Consider the following 17094-nt stretch of genomic DNA (forward strand, 5'->3'; position numbering starts at 1 on the left):
CCCTTCGGGCGTCCAATTAGTCAGCCAATGCTTTCAGCAGTGCGTCCCGGCCGTCCTGATAGAACTCGATATCGAGTTTGGTCGCCATCTCATCCGACAAGTCGAAAAGCTGCCTGCGGCAGGCCACGGGCAGTAGTAGCGATTTCGCACCCTTCTCGACTGCCAATTCAGCCAGGGTCACTGCGTTATGGATCGGCTCGATGGTGCCGCCCAGCGTGACCTCGCCGACGACCACCAGTCCACCACGCACTGATTTCTTCAGCAGCGCGCTGGACAGCGCGATCAGCGCCGCCACAGCCGTCTTGGAGCCTGACTTGGCAGCGTCAAATCCGCGGAGTTGCACCGAGAACTCATGCGCCCTAGGGTCTCGGTCGCCGACCAACCGCTGCGCCCGGGCATAGAGGTTCTGCTCGGCGCAGCGAATCGACTCCTTGAACGCCGCGGGAACAGGGTTGTTCAAGACCCGTACACCGCTACCAGGCCCTTCGGTGACTTCGAGTCGGAATAGACCAGGATGCTCGTCCTGGCCACCGGGGCTCAGTGTCCAAATCTGGCCGCACTCGAGCGGTTCGTCGCCGATGCCGTCCTGACTTTGCAGTTCGGGAGTCGAAACGAACTTCTCGACCCCTTCGGCGCCCATCGTGTAGCTGAAATGAGTGTTGCGGAACTCGGCAGCACCGATGCGCTTTTGTTGCTCCTTGACGCGGCGACGAACCTCAAGCGCCAGCCGAACGGCCCATTCTAGATCTTCATCGCTGATCGGTGCGTCAGGATGGGGATAGAGCAACTTCAACAGGCCACTGACCGTCTTGTTGACACCGTTCAGGTCTCGGCCGGACAACGCTCCGCCCCAGTAGACGCGCCCCTGTAGCGTGGAGACGCGGCTCTGGTTGCGCAGTTGCGTGAAGCACTCCGACAGGAAGTCGCTGACTAGGCCGAAGTGCTCGGTGAACAGGCCCGGGTTGAGCTTCGGGACGTCCCATCCAGGCAGGAAGCAGTGGATGCGGTCCATGAAGGCGGTGTCGTCCCGCATCTCCGGCGGCAGTGGTCCGAGCAGGTGGCCTATCCGTTGCTGGTGCTCCACATCGACATCGAAGTTGCCCACCAACACAATGGAGCCGTCGGCACGAATGCTTTCCTTGCCGCGGGAAAACTCGCCGCTCTCCATGTAGCCCTTCATGATGTTCACGCCGTCTCTCTGGTCGAAAGAGACGCCGGACACCTCATCGAAGCACACCACGTCGTATTGGCACACCAAGCCGCGTTGGCCAGTGGCGTTGTTGACGAACATGCGCGCGACGGTAGCTTTGCCGCCAGAAATCAGGTGCGCATAAGGCGACACCTGCTGGAACAGGTGCGATTTTCCAGTACCCCTCGGTCCTAACTCCACCAAGTTGTAGTTGCGCTCGACGAACGGGACCATGCGCAGTAGAAGTGCGTCCTTGGCCCGCTCGGGTAGCGTCGCCGGTTCAAATCCCACGCTGCGCAGTAGCAGGTCGCGCCACTCGGCCGTCTTGAAGCTCTCCCGGCCCGTGGCCAGCACGTCCAGCACCTCGCGCTTGGATAACTGGATGGCGCGCAGCGACTCCACGCCAAATGGTCGCCCCCCCTTTTCCTGGGCAATCGACGCGTCGTAGCCGAGGGTGACCTCGGCGTAAAAGCCGCCGGTCAGCATGCGCTCGTTGTCCTTGACCATCTCCGGCGTCAGCCGTACGTCGTTCAGCCGCAGGCTTGGCAGCGTGGCGATGTAGGAGTCGGTTTTCGAGTCGAGTCGTGCCGTAATAATGTCGATGATTTTCACGGGACCCGATTCGCGGGCTCGGGCCTTGAATAGCTCTTCCTCGCCGGCCTTGACCGTCCGTGAACTGAGTTGCCGCTGAACAATGTCAAGACCCTCCTGAATTTCAGTCTCGTCCGTGGTTGCGCAGTAACGGCCTAGCAGGAACTCCACGACGTAGGTGGGCACTGGGAACTGGTGGCTGAAGGTGCGCACCAGATCCTTGCGCACCACATAGCCTTCGAAGGCCGTGGTGGCTTTTCGGTCCAGGTCATCGAGTTGCATGTGTTCTACCTTTCCGCGGGCCGATGCCAGCCCGCTCTGCCGTTCTGTTGTTTGCGCTGCATAGGAGGTAGCGGGGTAACGGAGATAACGCAGACCCGTTACCCTCCCACTGTGGTGGGGGCCTTCCGCAAGACCTCGCCGCACGGCCCTAGCACCACCACCACGGCGGCCGACCCCATGTGCTCGTCATTCGCCACGGCAAGACTGGCTTTGCCCGATTCCACAGGTTTCGTGCTGGCGGCCAAGGATGTGGAAGCCAACGCGGGTTTGCTCCGAATGTCAGCTATGAGATCCCTCGCCGAAGACTCCACTTCGACGATGCAGCGCAGCCCCTTCCAGGTCACTGCCTTGATGACAACGTTGACCGATGGCGCTGCGGTTTCCGACACTTCCAGGCTCAGCACGGGCACCAGACATTCCTGCAAGCTGATGCCGCCATGCGCGTATTCGGTGCCTGCGGTGAAGCACGACACACCCGGCGCATAGATCACTTGCACGTCCTTGCACCAATCCCAGCCGAAGGTCAGTGGCGTTCCATAAGCCGTGTCCTTCAGCACCGCGCAGCGCCCCCACCGCGTCTCGGCCTGGCGCTTGGGCAACTCGCTCTTGGGCAGTCCCCCAGGAACGAGCAGCCATCCGTGGTCGGTCACAATGCGCACCTTGCGCCATCCTGCCTGGCAGAGTTCGTCAACGCGCTCCACCACTTGAGCCAGCTGGGCGTCTAAATCCCGCGCGAGGCGGATGCCATGTGCGTGGCCGTAGTGGTCCAGATCACCCGCCTCGGTCCACGCACGCCCCTTCGGGTCGCCGGACTCGTGCTTGTCCAGGGACTGGATGCCCTTCTCGTTCAGCAGCTTGCGGAAGTTGTAACCAGACAGCGGCTTGCCATCCGCTGTCACCCGAGGCTCGAACTCCACATCGCCCTGCGTCCCCGAGACCCACTTGGCGACTGGAGAACACCACGCCTTCCCTGAGGCGGTGACCGACGGCATGCTGGTCCAACAGGCCGAGGTTTTCACCTCGCCGAGTTCAGACAGCCGCGTGCTCAGGTGTGACGCGACGTCGTAGCGCAAGCCATCGACGAACAAGGTGCAGACGCCTGTTTCCTCGGCTGACATCTCGTCGGTCGCCGGCAGTGGAGGCAATCCCCCCGCTACCTTGGCAGCTTCCTGCAGGCGTTTGGCCGCCTCCGCAAGCCACGGCAGGTAGAGCGTTCGCAGCGCAGCCGAGATCGCGGCTATATCCGCCTTGGCATGCACGCAAGCCAGTGCACGCAAAGCAGCCTCATCCACCAGCCAGCCCGACTGCCGATAGCTGGTGGCCAACTCAGCGGGCGTTGTGCCAATTGGCGCGGTTGCGCTCAATTCGGCAACGCGTGCCAGGTGTGCCAACGCTGCGGCCAGCGGTGAGCGTCCCATCCGGTTCCATAGCCAAGCACGACGAACACCATGCTCCTTCTCGGCCGCCCGTACAGCCGCCCGCGCCTGGGGCGCTTCCATGGCCGCACAGGCGGACAGCGCGTAGCGCAAAGTGGACTCGCTCTGCTCGTTGGCTTGCGGGTAGCCCGAAAACTGGTCCAGATCAGGGAAGAGCCCCATCTGCGGTGGTTGAACCTTGGCCAGCAGGTCGAATACCTGCGGGAAGCTGGTGTAGGAATCCTTGTAAAGCTCAGCCACGGCAGCCCACTTGCCCCCGGCGTTGGCCAGCATCTCGGCTGCCACGAGCACACCGTCAGCGATGGGGTCAAAGCCAAAGTCCGCCTTGCAGCGCTTGGCAAACACATCCCATCGAACGCCGCCCCACTGGCTCCGCGCAGCGGCAGGGGCGTCCATCCACACCAGCAGGTCACGGGTGGGATTCGGCGCCATCAGGTTGAGGAGCCATTCGGCGTTGATTTGCCGCCCCTTCAGCTCATCAAGCGGCCGGTCCAACAGCACACCGGCTTCCAGCGCTTGGTTCAGTGCTTCCTGGGTCGCCTTGTCTTGCGCAACATCCAAGCCGAGACCTCCATTCTTGGACGACAGGTAAGCGCTGAGCGTCCAATCCTTGGAGTTGGCTTGGCTCCAGAACACCCCTCGGTATTGCAACTCGGCCAAGGGTTGAAGGTCCCGGGTACAACTCTCGATGGCTCGAAGTTCGGCCCTGCTTACCCCTGGCAGATACACCACCGGCAGGCCCGACAGTTTGGCCTCCGGCAGCACACCGACAATCATGCATTTGAGCCACACCGCCGGACCGGTCCATTCCTCGGGCTTATAGGGGCCGAGGGTGCATAGGCCAGGGAGGTGTTTCCTGAGCGCGGGGATGGCCGATCGCCACATGCCGTCTTTGTCCGTCCAGAGCACCGTGGCGGGCTTGACCTGCACAGAGCGATTGACCTTGGCCGCTTCGCTGACTGCACTCGAAAGATGCTGCGCGAGTGTGGTGATGCGCCCCATGGTCATTCACCTCAACTGAGCAGCGATGATTAAAGACCCAGCGTTGTATCTGCACGCCATCGCCCAGTTGACTGGACACGTCGTGCTCGACGCGGTGGTTGGCGGTGGCGGTGGTGGCCAAGACAGCGATGTTGCGGGGCAGCCGCGCCAACACCTGGCCGATGCGGCGGTAGTCGGGCCGGAAATCGTGCCCCCAGTCAGAGATGCAATGCGCCTCGTCGATCACCAACAGGCCAATGCGCGCGGCGATCGGCTGCAGCGTATGGGCCACGAAGTCATCATTCGCCAGGCGCTCAGGCGATATCAACAGCAGGTCAGCCTGATCAGCCAGTAAGCTTCGCCGGACGTCGTCCCACTCGTCCTGGTTGGTCGAATTGATCGTCAGCGCCCGCAGTTGCAGGCGCTGCGCGGCCTCGATCTGGTTGCGCATCAGCGCCAGCAGCGGCGAGATGATCAGCGTGACCCCGTGTCCTTGGGCGCGCATCAATTTGGCCGAAACGAAGTACACCATGCTCTTGCCCCAGCCCGTGCGCTGGACGCATAGCACCTTGCCCCGTTTGTTGACGATGTGATCGATGGCTTCCCACTGGCCGTCGCGGAAGTCTGCGCCGCCATGGCCCATGGCAACGCGCAACTGCTGCAGAGCTGCGTCGCGCTCGATCACGCCGCCCCTCCGGCGGGCTCGGCGACCGGCCTGCCCAACAACTGCTCGGCATAGCGCGCAAGCACGTGGCCGAACCCGTCCAGCTTGCCGTCGGCGCGGCGCTGACGGTAGGCCTGGGCCAGGCGTTCGAGCTCGTCGTCGGTTGCGGCTGCCATGAAGGCCTCATCGAACACCAGCTTCAGCACCTCTTCGCGTCGATTGCAGAGGAACTGAAGGTCGAGCTTGAGCAGCTTGATCATGTAGTCCGCAGCGGCATCCGCCGAGTCCTTTGCCTTGATCTCGCCGCTGCCGGCGACGTACAGAAACCTCTGTTCGCAGCCCTCGTCCAGCGGAGAGATGGCTCGTGCTTCGTCGAAATCGTGGCCCTTTGCGTGCCCGCAGTGCAGCGGCGCTCCGGGCTGAGTCTCCCGAATGCAGGATGCGAACAGGTTCGAGTACTCCAGCGCCAGGTCATCGTGGCCCTCCTGGGGCCGGAAGTGCTCGATGTGGCTGTCATCGCGATCGACCGATCGCCCGCAGTAGCAGCACACATGGCCTTGCTCTGCCAACAAGGCGTCGTGCAGGACGCGCTTCTGAGGGTTCTGCAGTGCGGCATAGGTGGGCTGCCAGTCGGCGTTGGCCTGGGCCTTCCAGGCCTCGAACGGCGCGGGCGACGCTTGTTTCGAGACTCGTTTCATCGGCCCAGCACCTCCTTTCGGCGCAACAGGGCTTCGGCGCCGGCAATCTCCGGAATGCCTGGGGCCTTCTTTTGCAGTTCAGCCAGCAATGCCTTGGCCTGCCCGAGGTTGCTGCGTTCGATGTTCTCGTAGATGGAGTTCAGCTGGTTCTCGACCGCCTCAGGCCGCGCCCGGGCATCCATCAGCTCTTCCAGAACCTGGCTGGAGTTGAGCCCGTAGCTGACTTGGGGGTGCGCCGACCCTTGGCCCTCGCGCAGAAGGAAGATCGACTCGGCAGCCAGTTCACCCAGCACCTGGGGCGAGTGCGTCGAGATGATGAACTGGCAGTTCGGAAACGTACGCTGCAGCTTGGCGACGATCTCGCGCTGCCAGCGCGGGTGCAGGTGCAGGTCGATCTCGTCGATCAGCGCCACGCCCTGGCCCGCATTCGGGTTGGCCAGGCTGGGGTTCAAGACGCTCAGGCGCCGCGCCATGTCGCCCACCAGCGCCAGCATGTTGCGCTCGCCGTCCGACAACTGCGCCACGTTCAGCTCGGTGCCTTGCTTCACCACCATCATGCGCAGCGGAGAGCGTCGGATGCGTAGGTCGCGGAAAGCCGTGAACGTGGCCACTGCCGCCCGCACAGCCTCCAGCGCGCGGTCGCGGAAGGTCGGTTCATCACGTCGCTGCTCGTTTTCGTGGTCTTCGCGGTTGCGAAACCAGATGAAGAAGCGCTTGAAGTCGGCGCCGCCGTGGTCCAGTGCATCTTGATACACCGAGTTGGGATTGTGGATGAGCTTCTCGCGAACGGGCATCGGCACTTTCAGCACCGCACGGTTCACGCCGTAGTAAACCGCCATGGGCAGGTCGTAGGGCTCCTGGCGCTCGGTCTCGACGTGCTTCCATTCGGCATCCAGCGCCTTGACCGCGGCGTTCAGTGCTTCCAGGTCGCTCTTGCGCTCAGGCTCGGCGTAGCTGCCCTTTCTCCGATTGGTCGCGATGGCCCACCTGACGGCTTGACCACGCACCTCGGCCACGATCTTGATGCGGGCGAACTCTGCACCGTGCCGAATGTCGTCATGCGCGATCGGCCGGGCGCGGAGGGGCTGCCCGTTGATGCGCCAGGTCAGCTGTGACAGTGCAATCGCCAGCGCGTCCAGCACCGTCGACTTGCCCACGCCGTTGACGCCGACGAACGCGGTGGTCTGCTGCGTGAAGTCCACCGCGAGATGCTGAAGTCCGCGGAAATCGGTCAGCTCGATGGAGCGTACCTTCATGGTGCTTTCCCGCGCGCCGCCCGCTTCTCGGCCAGCGTCAGATGGTGGTCGTTGATGCGGTCGCCCTTGAACACCTTGAACCAGGGCGCGCTTTCCACGTCTTTGCCGCGGTCCTTGTCCCAGGTGATGTTGAGCTTGGGCTTCTTGTTGTGGCGCAGCACCTCGGCGGTCATGAAGGGGCGGATGTTCAGCCGCACGCCGTCGTTGAGGTCGGGGTTCCAGCCGATGGGCTGCTCGGCCAGCGGCTTCCAGCGCACGAAGATGTCGTAGGGCTTCTCGCCTTCCAGGATCAGCTCAAGCCGGCGCTTCAGGTCAAGTGCTGCGGCCAGGCGGGTGGGGGCGCCGTCCACGCCGTTGCGCACGCCGTCTTCCTGGTCGCTGATCCAGCGGCCCAGGTACAGGTGGATCAGGCGTTCCAGGTTCTTGGCGTCGAGCTTGTGGTAGTTCACCAGCGCCGCGAAGCCGTCCTTCAGGCCGTCCCACACATGCCAGATGAAGGGGCGGTGGTGGAAGCGCTTGGCATGCTGCTCGAAGAACTTGTCGCGCAGCCACACGTCCAGGCCCTTGCCGGCGCAGTCGGCATCGGCCAGCAGCTTGTCGAGCACCGCGGGTTTCCAACTGCCGGGCTGCACGGTTTCCCAGGCGGCGATCAGCAGCTTGAGCAGGCGCTCGTGGGCCGGCGTTTCACCGCGCACCGAGGGCAGGCAGAGGATGCCGTCGTCGTCGGTGTGCTCGGCCAGCTGCTCGCAACGGGCGATCCAGGCGCGGGCCTCGTCGGCAAGTTCCATCGCCGCGTCGGTCTCGGCCGGCCAGCGGTAGCCGGCCAGGCGGGCGACGGCGACTTGCAGCGGGTCGGTGGAGGGTTGCGGGTGGCCGTGGAACAGCCATTGAGTGGGCAGATTGCAGTTCGGTGCCTTCAGGAGGCCTAGACCGCGCGCCTTTGCTTCCGCGCTCCACCTCGATAGGTCAAACGGCAATTGAAGCAGCACTCTGTTGGTAAGACTGAGTTTTGAATCCAGCTTGCGAACCTCCGAGACGAAGTCGTCCGAAGCGAGGAATGACCAGATTGCGGGTAGTAGTGACTCCTGGCCTCGTTTTGGTACAGCTACAGCGACGCTGTTGTGAAAGGCCTCACCGAAATACAGGCCCACGCGAAGGTTCTTGACGCGATTCACGGCAACTCCGCAGCGGCCCCAAGCTAGATTGCCGCTTTCGTGCATGTCATGAAGTTGACTTCGAGTCGCCTCGGCGTATCTGTGGAGGCTTCCGACTCCGCCTTCCCAAAGAAGGACGTCAGTACAGCCTTGGTCGACCGAGTCTGAGATCGGAGCTTTCAGCGGAAGCCAATCCCCGTGCAATGTGGGGAGCGGCAGTTCGAAGAAGCCCCGAGAGAAGCGCTCGATGTCGCCGGTGACCAGTCCCTGATAGGCCTCAATCCAGTTTCCCAACCTAGGCACCGACACACTCAGATCCTCGAAGGTGACCACGGCACGAGGATTTCTGAGCAGCGCGGTCTGCGAGACGCTTAGCAGTTCATCGCTTACAAGAGCACTTCTCTTCTCACTAGCGGTTTTGCTAGATGCGCAGTCAATGCCCCGGAGAATCGATGCGCCGGCGTGCTTCGATCTGGCTACCGAAAGGAGGATAACGTTGACCACCTCGCCCGAGATCGTTTCGAACGCACCTGCTCCCAGCCTAGCCATCAGAAGCCAGCCATTGGCTGAAAGCAGACTCACTCGCTGGCTCTCGCCTGTTGCTTGAAAGAGCCAGTTCTGCGGCATTACCACCTGTACTACACCGGTACGGTCATTCGCGAGTTCAATTCCTCGCTCAAGAAACATGTTCGCCAGGTCATTTCGTGACTCTGGGTAATGGGCATCCGCATAGTCTCGCAACTGAGGGTCTTGCTTACCTCGTGCAAGGTACGGCACGTTCGTCACAACGAGGTGATACCGATCGTCCAGGATTCGCGCCGCATCCAGTAGGTCCTTGGCCGTCAAGGCAAGATCCCAACTGTCGTCCTGCAACTCACTGACCTGCCCCCACAACGTCGTCGGCCGCTCCGTCGCCAATGCCCGCCCCAGCAGCTCCCGCAGCGTCTCGAAACTCGACGTCGCCAGGTCATTCTTCAAGCTCCGTGCCGGGTCCAGCAAGCTGCCCAGCAGCGGCGCCTGCGCAAAGCTCGCATGCAGCAGCCGCAGTTCCTGCCGCAGCAGTTGCGCATTCGGCGCATCGTCCGGCACCAGCGCCATCCAGTCCTCGGGCTTGGCCGCCACCTTGAGCCCGCAGCACGCAATCTGCGGCGCGGGCATGTCGGCGCGCACACCGAGCGGGTCGCCGTTCTCGTCCGGAAAGCGCCACGCCGCCAGCGCCAGCGCAAACACCGCAATCTCCACGCAGCGCGCGTCGATCTCCAGCCCGTGCAGGTTGTCAGCCAGCACGGCGTCCACCGCGTCCATCGCGCTTAAGGATTCGGCCTGCATGCGCATCGGCACCAGCATCAGGAAGGCCGCCACCAGGAAGTGGCCCGATCCGCAGCAGGGGTCCAGCAGCTTGAATTCGCTCAGGTGGTTGGGCCAGCCTTCGAACTTGCCTGCGGCGGGGATTGCCCTCACCCCCTGCCCCTCTCCCTCTGGGAGAGGGGAGTCGATGGTGCGCAGGTAGGTCAGCGGCACCGGGCAGGGCTGGCCGGGGTGGCGCGTCACCCACCAGGCGCCCAGCGAGTTGTGCAGCAGAAAGTCCACCATGTAGGGCTCGGTGAAGAGCTGGGTGACGGCAGGCAGCTCGTCGGCGCCGATCTTCACTTCCGAGGCGTTGACCTCGTCTTTCCGCTTGGCCTGCCAGAACTGGTAGACCCAGCCCAGGCTGTCGCTGGCCTGGAACACCTCGCTCGGCAAGGCGGCCAGCAGCCGCTCCAGCTCGCGTTGGTGCTCGGGCGCGAAAGCCAGCTCGAACACCGGGCTCTGCGGCTTGAACACCTGCGGCAGCATGCGGGCGGCCAGCTTGCCGGCCAGTTCCCAATGCGTCTTGGCGGCCAGCGCGCCCTGCAGCATCTCGGGGTGGTTGTCGACGATGTTGCGGCAGTCTTCCAGCGACACCGGCGCGCCGGGCTCCCACAGCAGCAGCCCGTTCTCGGCCAGGAAGCGCGCGAACAGCATGCGGTGCCAGTGCTCATAGGCCACTTCCCACACCAGGCGCTGCGTGCCTTGCTGGCCGTTGCCTTGCCGCGCATCGCCCAGTGCCTTGGCGTGCGCGCGCAGGCGGCGGCGCAGCGAGCGCAGGGTCTCGTCGGCCAGGTAGTCCGGCGGCTTGGCCTCGGCCACGGCCAGTTGCGCCAGCGCCGCGCCGGCTGCCTTTTCGGCCACGTCGCGGGCGGCCTTGACGGTGGCTTCCAGTTGGCTGCGCAGGGGCTTGGGCAGGGTTGCGGTCATGGCTGCACCTGCATGTGTTCGTCGCTCCAGGCCAGCACGGCGGCGACGATGGCCAGGGCCTGCGCTGCGGTCAGCAGCTCAGGGGCTTCATCGTCGTAGCGGTACTCGACGGCGTAGGGCGTGAGCAGGCGCAGGTCGGCTTCGGCCACGCTGGGCGGGTGCCCCGCGTCGGCCAACTGCCCGGCCAGCTCTTCCAGGTCGTGCGTGCGGCGGTACTCCAGTGCGTGCAGGCACATCGCCGCCTTCAGCGCTTTCTCGGCCGCTTGCTGGGCGTGGAAGAACGCCACCGCAATCCCGACACCCGGTGCGCCTAGCAAGGCCTGCAGCGCGGCCTGGTCGCGCCTTGCCAGGCGCAGAAGGCGCGCTGCCTCTTCACGCTGCGGCGTCATGCAGCACCTTGCCTTCCTTCTTGGCCCAGTAGGGCAGCGTGCCGGGCACCTGGCTGCGGCGGTCGAAGTCGGGCCGCGCGTACAGCAGCAGGTCCACGCCCACGCCGATGCGCCCCAGTGCGGCCTTCAGGCGCAGGTATTCCCCGGCCTTGTCGGGCAACTCCGACTCGATCACCACCAGGTCGAGATCTGAAGCCTCGGAGGCGTCACCTCGGGCGTAGGAGCCGAACACGATGACGGTGGCCGGGCGCGAAGCGGCCGACGCCAAGCGTTCGGCGGCGCGGGCGAGTTGTGCAGAGTCGAGCATGGTCAAGGGGCTCCTTCAAAGGCTGACCGGTCCGTGCAGCAGCTTGGCCGACACGAGCTGTTGCACCTCCGCCAGCCAGTCCTGTAACTCGTCGGCGTTGTTCAGCGTGCGCTTGGGCAGGCTTACGTGCACGACGTTGGGCTTGAGCAACTGCACCGCTGCCATGCGCGCGGCCTCGAAGCGGCTGGGCAGGGCGTCAGCCTTGGAAACCCAGTGGTCCAGGTCGCAGTCGTCCAGCGCATCCTGCAGTTGTTCGGGCGTGCCGAGGGGCGGGTCGGCCTGGGCGCTGAGGTGGTGGCGGCCGGTCAGGTCAGTGCGCTGGGCGTCGCTGAGCTTGTTCCACTCGGCCTGGCTCTGCAGCTGTTGTTGTTGCTGATCGAAGGCTTGCTTGTAGGCCGCCAGCTTGGCGTTGAGCGCCTGGCGCAGCAGGTCCACCACCTTGTCGAGCAGCGGGCGCACCGGGTCGGGTTCGGCCAGCAGGGTGCGCTGGGCTTCGATGGCCTGGGCTTCGGTCTTCAGTGCTGCATAGGGGCCCAGGGTCTTGGCGTGGCGCAGCAGGTCTTGCAACTGGTGCCACGCCGGCAGGCGCTTGGCGATGCCTTCGGCGGTCTGCACCCAGGCCTTGGACAGCGCGGTGATCTCATCGGCGCGGGTGTAGACCTCCAGCAACTGCGCGTTGCCTGATTGGCCTTCGATGGCTTCCACCACCGTGAGCTTGGGCGCTTCCGGCGCGGGTGCTGCGCCACCCGCCTTGGCCGCCTGCTCGCGCAAGCGCGCCAGCAGCGCGGGCAGCTTGGCCTGTTCTTCCTTGGGCTGGCAGGGAACGCCCACCGCGTCGAACAGTTGCCGGATCTTGATCAGCTGCATCGGTGTGATGTGGATGGACTCACGCCGGAAGCTGGCCTGGCTGAGCTTGGCGCGGTCCAGGCTCTTGGCATCCACCGGCTTGCTGCTGGCGTCGCTGGCCTTCAGGTGGCCGGCGGCCAGCAGTGCGTACAACGCACCGTCGATGGCGTCGCGCGGCCAGCCGAAGGGGGGGGCCTCGAACTGGTCGCGGACTTCGGCTCCTTTCTTGCCGGGGCCGATGTAGGCCAGCAGGCGCTGGCAGACGGGGTGCTTGTCGGCCTCTTGCACGTGGCCCACGGCCTTCAGCGCTTCGAGGTTGCCCTTGCGGGCTTCGTCGAGCACCTTGCTCCATTGGTCGTGGTCGGCGGTGTCAAACTGGCTGTAGAGGCGAATGGCCGAGGATTTGGCAACGCGGTTGATGCGGGTGGCCAGATCGTTGCCGTCCACGGCCTCCTGGCCACCCGCCTGGAACACGCGCACGCCGGCCAGGAGTTTGTCCAGCAACTCGGCCAGCTCCTTCTCGGCGGTGCGCTGGCGGCTCTCCATCGAGCGCTGGGCGTCGCGGCCTTCCTCTGTGGAGGGGCTGCCCTTCTTCTGCAGCGTGGTGCGTGCTGCCTCCAGCACCACGATGGCGTTGGTCAGCTCGGTCTTGTGCTGGGCCGGCAGGAAGGCGAAAAGCGTCGGGTTGTCGGCGCTCTTGGCTTTGGCCTCGGCGATGACGGACTTCTCTTCGGTCTGCCAGCCGTCCTGAATCCACAGGTAGAGGTTCTTGTCGTGGTCCTTGGGCAGGCTGTCGTCGTAGGTGGGCGAGAGCCGGCGCTCGACGTTGTCCTTGCCCTGCACGACGCGGACTTTCTTTAGCACTTCGCCAAAGCGGCCCTTCAGCAAATCGGCGCGCTTCTGTTCCACCCGCTGTGGCGCTGCCTTGAGTTCGGCCTCTTGCGCCCGGAACTCGTCATACCAGGCGCTGGACTCGCGCGTCTGCAGACGGTATTCGGTGCCGCTGCCGCCGGTCAGGGCCATCACCAAGCGGTCCTTGTTCTGCAGTTCGCCCAGCAGGTCAGGCAGTTTCTTGCGCAGCTCGGAGGAACCGGCGGACAGGTCGGTCACCAGCAGGTCGGCCAAAGCCTCTTCAGTCGCCTTCAAGCCGATGTCCAGCGCGGCATCGGTCGGCAGCTTGTTGATGAGGTAGATGAGTTTGAGAAGCTTGCCCTTGAGCTGGGCATGCTCGTCGCCCACCGCGAAGCGTTGGACGTTCTCGAACACCTCTTTGGGCAGTTGTGCCGTGGACACCAGGCTCGCGGCAATCTGGTCGTACAGGAAGTCGCCGGAGACCACATGGCCTAGCGGTGCCTCGGCCGTGGCCAACACGGCTTCATGTACCACGCGCAGTTGGCTGCGAAGCTGCGAGACCGTGCCGGTGGTGTCGATCGTGCGCAGCACCCGTTCCCAGAAGCGGCGGCGCACGGGCAGCAGCGGGTAGTCGCTGGTCATCACCGATTCATCGTCGGTGACGTGCTCGAGCTTGGTGCCGCGCAGGTGGCGCGAGATCTCGCCCAGGTTGGCGCGCCAGAGCTTTTCGACCTCGGGCTGCGCGCTGGGCTTCTTGGCCAGGATGATCTGGCGGGTGACGTTCTCGACGTCCCAGTCACCCAGCATCACCTGCACCGGAAAGCGGCCCATCAGCCGCTGCAGATTGGGCATGCCCGACAGGGCCGATTGCCCGGTGCCGACGAAGAGCAGCTTGCCGTTGAAGTGCTTGGAGAGGGTCTCGGTGACCTCCTGCACCTGGAAGGCCTTCTCGGCGTCGGCGCCGATGTACTGCTGCACTTCGTCCAGCACGACCAGCGTCAGCGGGAACTTGCTGCCCTCGGCCAGCGCGGCCTCAATCGCCGAGGTCATTTGCTCGCTGGTGACGTCGGTGACCTGGGGGAACTGTTCTTTAAGCAGCTTGCGGGCGTCGGCTTCGGTGTGGGCTAGATCAGGCCGCGCCTTCAGCAGTGCTTTGGCAAGGTGGCCGGACACGTACATGTGCGGCAGCTCTTGCGCCAGGGAGCGCCCGGCCGCCTTCAGCTCGGCTTGGACCGTGGGCAGGATGCCTTCGCGCTTCATCCACAGGACGAACCCGGCTTGGTTGTACTGCTCGGGCAGCCCCTTGGACTTGAACACGATGCCCAGCAGGGCCAGGCGCACCTTGTCGCCCGCACCAGCGCCCAGTTTGCCCGCCGCGGCGTGCAAGCCGCCGTGGCGCTTGCCGTGGGTGGAAAGTTCTTTGAGGTGCTCGCCCACCCCCATGGGCAGCTTGGCGATGCTTCGAGCCGCGGCACCATCGGCGAACTGATAATCCGTCCAAAGCGTGCGCAGCATCTTGGCCAAGTGTGACTTACCGCTGCCGTAGAAGCCCGAAATCCAGACGCCTGGTTGTTCGGTGCCGGCGTCCAGGTTCAACAGGAACTTGTCGAGAATGGTCTCCAGGCCCTTCTCGTACTGGCCATTGCAGACAAAGGACTCCAATTCGTAGCGCAGGATGGCCTGTGCCGCGTCGGAGTGGTCTTCAGACACTTCGGCCACGCCATTATTGACGAGGCGGTTTTCCTGGGGGGCCTTGTTGTAGATGTCCCTGTTCAGCATGGTGGTCTCAGTGAAGATTTTTGGGTTCGAGGTTCAGTCTTTGGCCAGCAGAGGCACGGCCAAGTAGTTCCAGCCGTCGCGCGCGTCCAGCAGGCGGTAGGTATGGTTCTCGGGGTGGTGCTCGCCGGGGAAGAACACCAGGAGCCTGCCTTCGACGGCTTCCTTGATGCCCTCAACTACCGATGACACGCGGGCCAGACCGAAAAGGGCGCCCACGCCAAGCAGAGCCACCACGGTGTCCGGGCCTGCTTCGGCGCTGATGCGAGCCTTTAGCGTGGCGTTGAGGTCGGCGATGAACTCTGTAAGTTCGCCGGTCTGGTAGCCAGCCAGGTCTTCCGGTGACTCGAAGTAGGCGTCGCGGTATTCCTGCGCGGCCATCCACTCCGGGAATGCGTTCGTCACGTCCAGCAGGAGCCATTGTTTGCCAGCCTGCTGCGTGGCCAGTGCGAACTCGTCGACATTCGCACGCAGTCGTAACTCGTCAGCCTTGTCGTAGACCGCGAAGATGACCCGCTGAATTGCAGCGAGGCTGGTCTGCCATGGCACGGTGAGGTGTTGGCGATACGCGGACACCAACTTGGCAACCTTAGACGACATGTGACGCCTCCTGTCGAATCCGTTCTTCTTCGGGCGTGAGGTAGTCGGGGAACCGCACTTCCTTCACGCCACCTGCATTCATGAAGACGAGGAGGCCACGATGAGACGCTGAGTTTGCAAGCGCCTCTAGCTCGTCAAGTGAATTACCTGTCAGGCTTATCCAGCCAGATGAAAAAAGACGTTGTCCGGTGCGTCCCTCGAGGTAGCCCAAAAACAGCAGTATCGCCATCACCTCGGGGCAAACCCACGGTATTGAGCGGATCTTCCGAACCCGTCCCGCTAGGATGCCAGCGGCCGTCCACGTGCCCGATACGTTCTGTGCGAAGGACTTCAATGAGGCCGGGCTGAAGCGGTCGGGATAGGATGAGCGGAGGAACGCCGTCACCGACTCACGGGTGACGATGGCACCTGGGGCATGAGCCAAGAAGAACGCCTGAGACCCTCTGAGCAAGGGGTCACGCGCCAGGGCGACCGAGAGTGCCAGCATCGGCTGAGCCGCCTCCTCCAACGGCCAAAGTCGGCGTAGCGCCCGAAAAATCGGGTTTGAAGGGTCCAAGCCATAGAGCGTAGTCAGGTGGCGCAGAGAAAGCTCCCGGGCCTTCTTGGTCGGTTTGCCCAGCAGATTCCCGTTCATTACAGCCGCGGCGTAGTTCGCACGCGTCGCGTCAGTTGGCACGTGCGCTAACAGGATGCGCAACTCGTCGAGCATCATGGTCCGCGCCGCGTGCGGGCCGTTGATGCCGAAACGAAAGCCGAGCTGTGCCAGCAATTTTTCCTGTTGGTCAATCACGGTGTTTTTTGGAATTCCCGGGTTTCATCGCGCGTCTACACTCTCGCTTTTTTATTTTTGCCGATGCTTCGGGGTGCCTCAGCGGTCGGCAAGCTTGATTTATGTCGTCCGCGCGCGCCAGTGTCGGCAGGGTGGCATCCGAGGTTCGCCGTGCGCCCGGCACGGCTACGCTGTGGCAGGCGCGGCCGGGGCGAGGGGCCACCGGCTGCGCCGCACCGCTCCATTCCGCCTTCCGGAGGATTGCCCTTGATCGTCACCACCGAGTATGTCGACATCCCCGCCGGCGAGCGCCGCATGCGCAGCTTCGTCGCGATGCCCAAGGCGGCGGGGACGTACCCGGGCATCGTCTTCTACTCCGACATCTTCCAGCTCACCGGGCCGATGCTGCGCGCCAGCGTGCGCCTGGCCGGCTACGGCTTCGTCGTCGCGGCGCCGGAGATCTACCACCGCATCGAGCCGGCCGGCCTGGTGATCCCGTTCGACGATGCCGGGCGCACCCGCGGGCTGGAGGATGCGCTGAAGACGCCGGTCGCCGATTTCGACGCCGACTGCCGCCACGCGCTCGACTACCTGGCCACGCACCCGTCGGTGCGCGCCGGCTGCCTGGGGGCGGCGGGGTTCTGCATCGGCGGCCACCTGTCCTTCCGCGCCGCGCTGCAGCCCGACGTCAGGGCGACGGTGTGCTTCTATGGCACCGGCATCCACAACGGCAAGCTCGGCCGCGACGCCGACGCCGGTTCGCTGCAGCGCGCCGGCGAGATCCGCGGCCCGCTGCTGCTGGTGTGGGGGACGCATGATCCGCACATCCCCGAGGACGGGCGCGCGAGCATCGAAGCCGCGCTGCGCGCGAGCGGCACGACGTTCTCGCAGCGGCTGTACCCGGCCGAGCACGCCTTCATGCGCGACGAGGGGCCGCGTTACGACCCCGAAGCGACCGACCAGGCGTTCGCCGACATGGTGGCGTTCTTCCGCGCCGCGTTCTGAGCGGCGCGACAGCCGGACGCGT

At 64.4% G+C, this 17094-nt stretch carries 11 protein-coding genes and 1 pseudogene; 1 reads left to right on the forward strand and 11 read right to left on the reverse strand.

Features of this window, described 5'->3' with window-relative positions:
* Positions 1-16: 16 nt before the first annotated feature.
* The 11 genes and pseudogenes from brxL to EV699_RS09630 all read right to left on the reverse strand — a co-directional run bounded on the left by brxL (position 17) and on the right by EV699_RS09630 (position 16088).
* A complete protein-coding gene (gene brxL, locus EV699_RS09580) occupies positions 17-2062 on the reverse strand; it encodes a protease Lon-related BREX system protein BrxL (RefSeq protein WP_132542038.1) in 2046 nt (681 codons plus the stop codon).
* A gap of 98 nt (positions 2063-2160) precedes the next feature.
* Positions 2161-4500 carry a BREX-1 system phosphatase PglZ type B gene (gene pglZ / locus EV699_RS09585; RefSeq protein WP_132542040.1) on the reverse strand — a complete coding sequence of 780 codons (2340 nt, stop codon included), beginning with the start codon at positions 4498-4500 and terminating at the stop codon, positions 2161-2163.
* Positions 4501-4540: 40 nt separating this feature from the next.
* A pseudogene (locus EV699_RS09590) lies at positions 4541-5161 on the reverse strand (DEAD/DEAH box helicase); the annotation flags it as partial.
* Entirely contained in the window at positions 5161-5841 is a 681-nt protein-coding gene (locus EV699_RS09595; RefSeq protein ID WP_132542042.1) for a retron system putative HNH endonuclease, read from the reverse strand. The gene EV699_RS09595 and the pseudogene EV699_RS09590, both read right to left, overlap by 1 nt.
* Complete coding sequence (locus EV699_RS09600) at positions 5838-7097, reverse strand: AAA family ATPase (protein ID WP_132542045.1); 1260 nt, start codon at positions 7095-7097, stop codon at positions 5838-5840. Before EV699_RS09600 ends, EV699_RS09595 begins: the two co-directional genes overlap by 4 nt.
* Positions 7094-10528 carry an Eco57I restriction-modification methylase domain-containing protein gene (locus EV699_RS09605; RefSeq protein ID WP_132542047.1) on the reverse strand — a complete coding sequence of 1145 codons (3435 nt, stop codon included), beginning with the start codon at positions 10526-10528 and terminating at the stop codon, positions 7094-7096. The genes EV699_RS09600 and EV699_RS09605 overlap by 4 nt, the downstream gene beginning before the upstream one ends.
* Complete coding sequence (locus EV699_RS09610; RefSeq protein ID WP_132542049.1) at positions 10525-10917, reverse strand: HEPN domain-containing protein; 393 nt, start codon at positions 10915-10917, stop codon at positions 10525-10527. The genes EV699_RS09605 and EV699_RS09610 overlap by 4 nt, the downstream gene beginning before the upstream one ends.
* A complete protein-coding gene (locus EV699_RS09615; protein ID WP_132542051.1) occupies positions 10901-11224 on the reverse strand; it encodes a nucleotidyltransferase domain-containing protein in 324 nt (107 codons plus the stop codon). Before EV699_RS09615 ends, EV699_RS09610 begins: the two co-directional genes overlap by 17 nt.
* A gap of 15 nt (positions 11225-11239) precedes the next feature.
* A complete protein-coding gene (gene brxC / locus EV699_RS09620) occupies positions 11240-14701 on the reverse strand; it encodes a BREX system P-loop protein BrxC (protein WP_132542053.1) in 3462 nt (1153 codons plus the stop codon).
* Between the two features lie 33 nt (positions 14702-14734).
* A complete protein-coding gene (locus EV699_RS09625) occupies positions 14735-15298 on the reverse strand; it encodes a BREX protein BrxB domain-containing protein (RefSeq protein ID WP_132542055.1) in 564 nt (187 codons plus the stop codon).
* Positions 15288-16088: a hypothetical protein gene (locus EV699_RS09630; protein ID WP_243662613.1), complete on the reverse strand. Its 801-nt coding sequence runs from the start codon at positions 16086-16088 to the stop codon at positions 15288-15290. Before EV699_RS09630 ends, EV699_RS09625 begins: the two co-directional genes overlap by 11 nt.
* Positions 16089-16334: 246 nt before the next feature.
* Here EV699_RS09630 and EV699_RS09635 point away from each other — a divergent pair, with 246 nt between their 5' ends.
* A complete protein-coding gene (locus tag EV699_RS09635; protein ID WP_243662614.1) occupies positions 16335-17072 on the forward strand; it encodes a dienelactone hydrolase family protein in 738 nt (245 codons plus the stop codon).
* Positions 17073-17094 lie beyond the last annotated feature (22 nt).

It is taken from the genome of Plasticicumulans lactativorans (genome assembly GCF_004341245.1).
Lineage (GTDB): Bacteria > Pseudomonadota > Gammaproteobacteria > Competibacterales > Competibacteraceae > Plasticicumulans_A > Plasticicumulans_A lactativorans.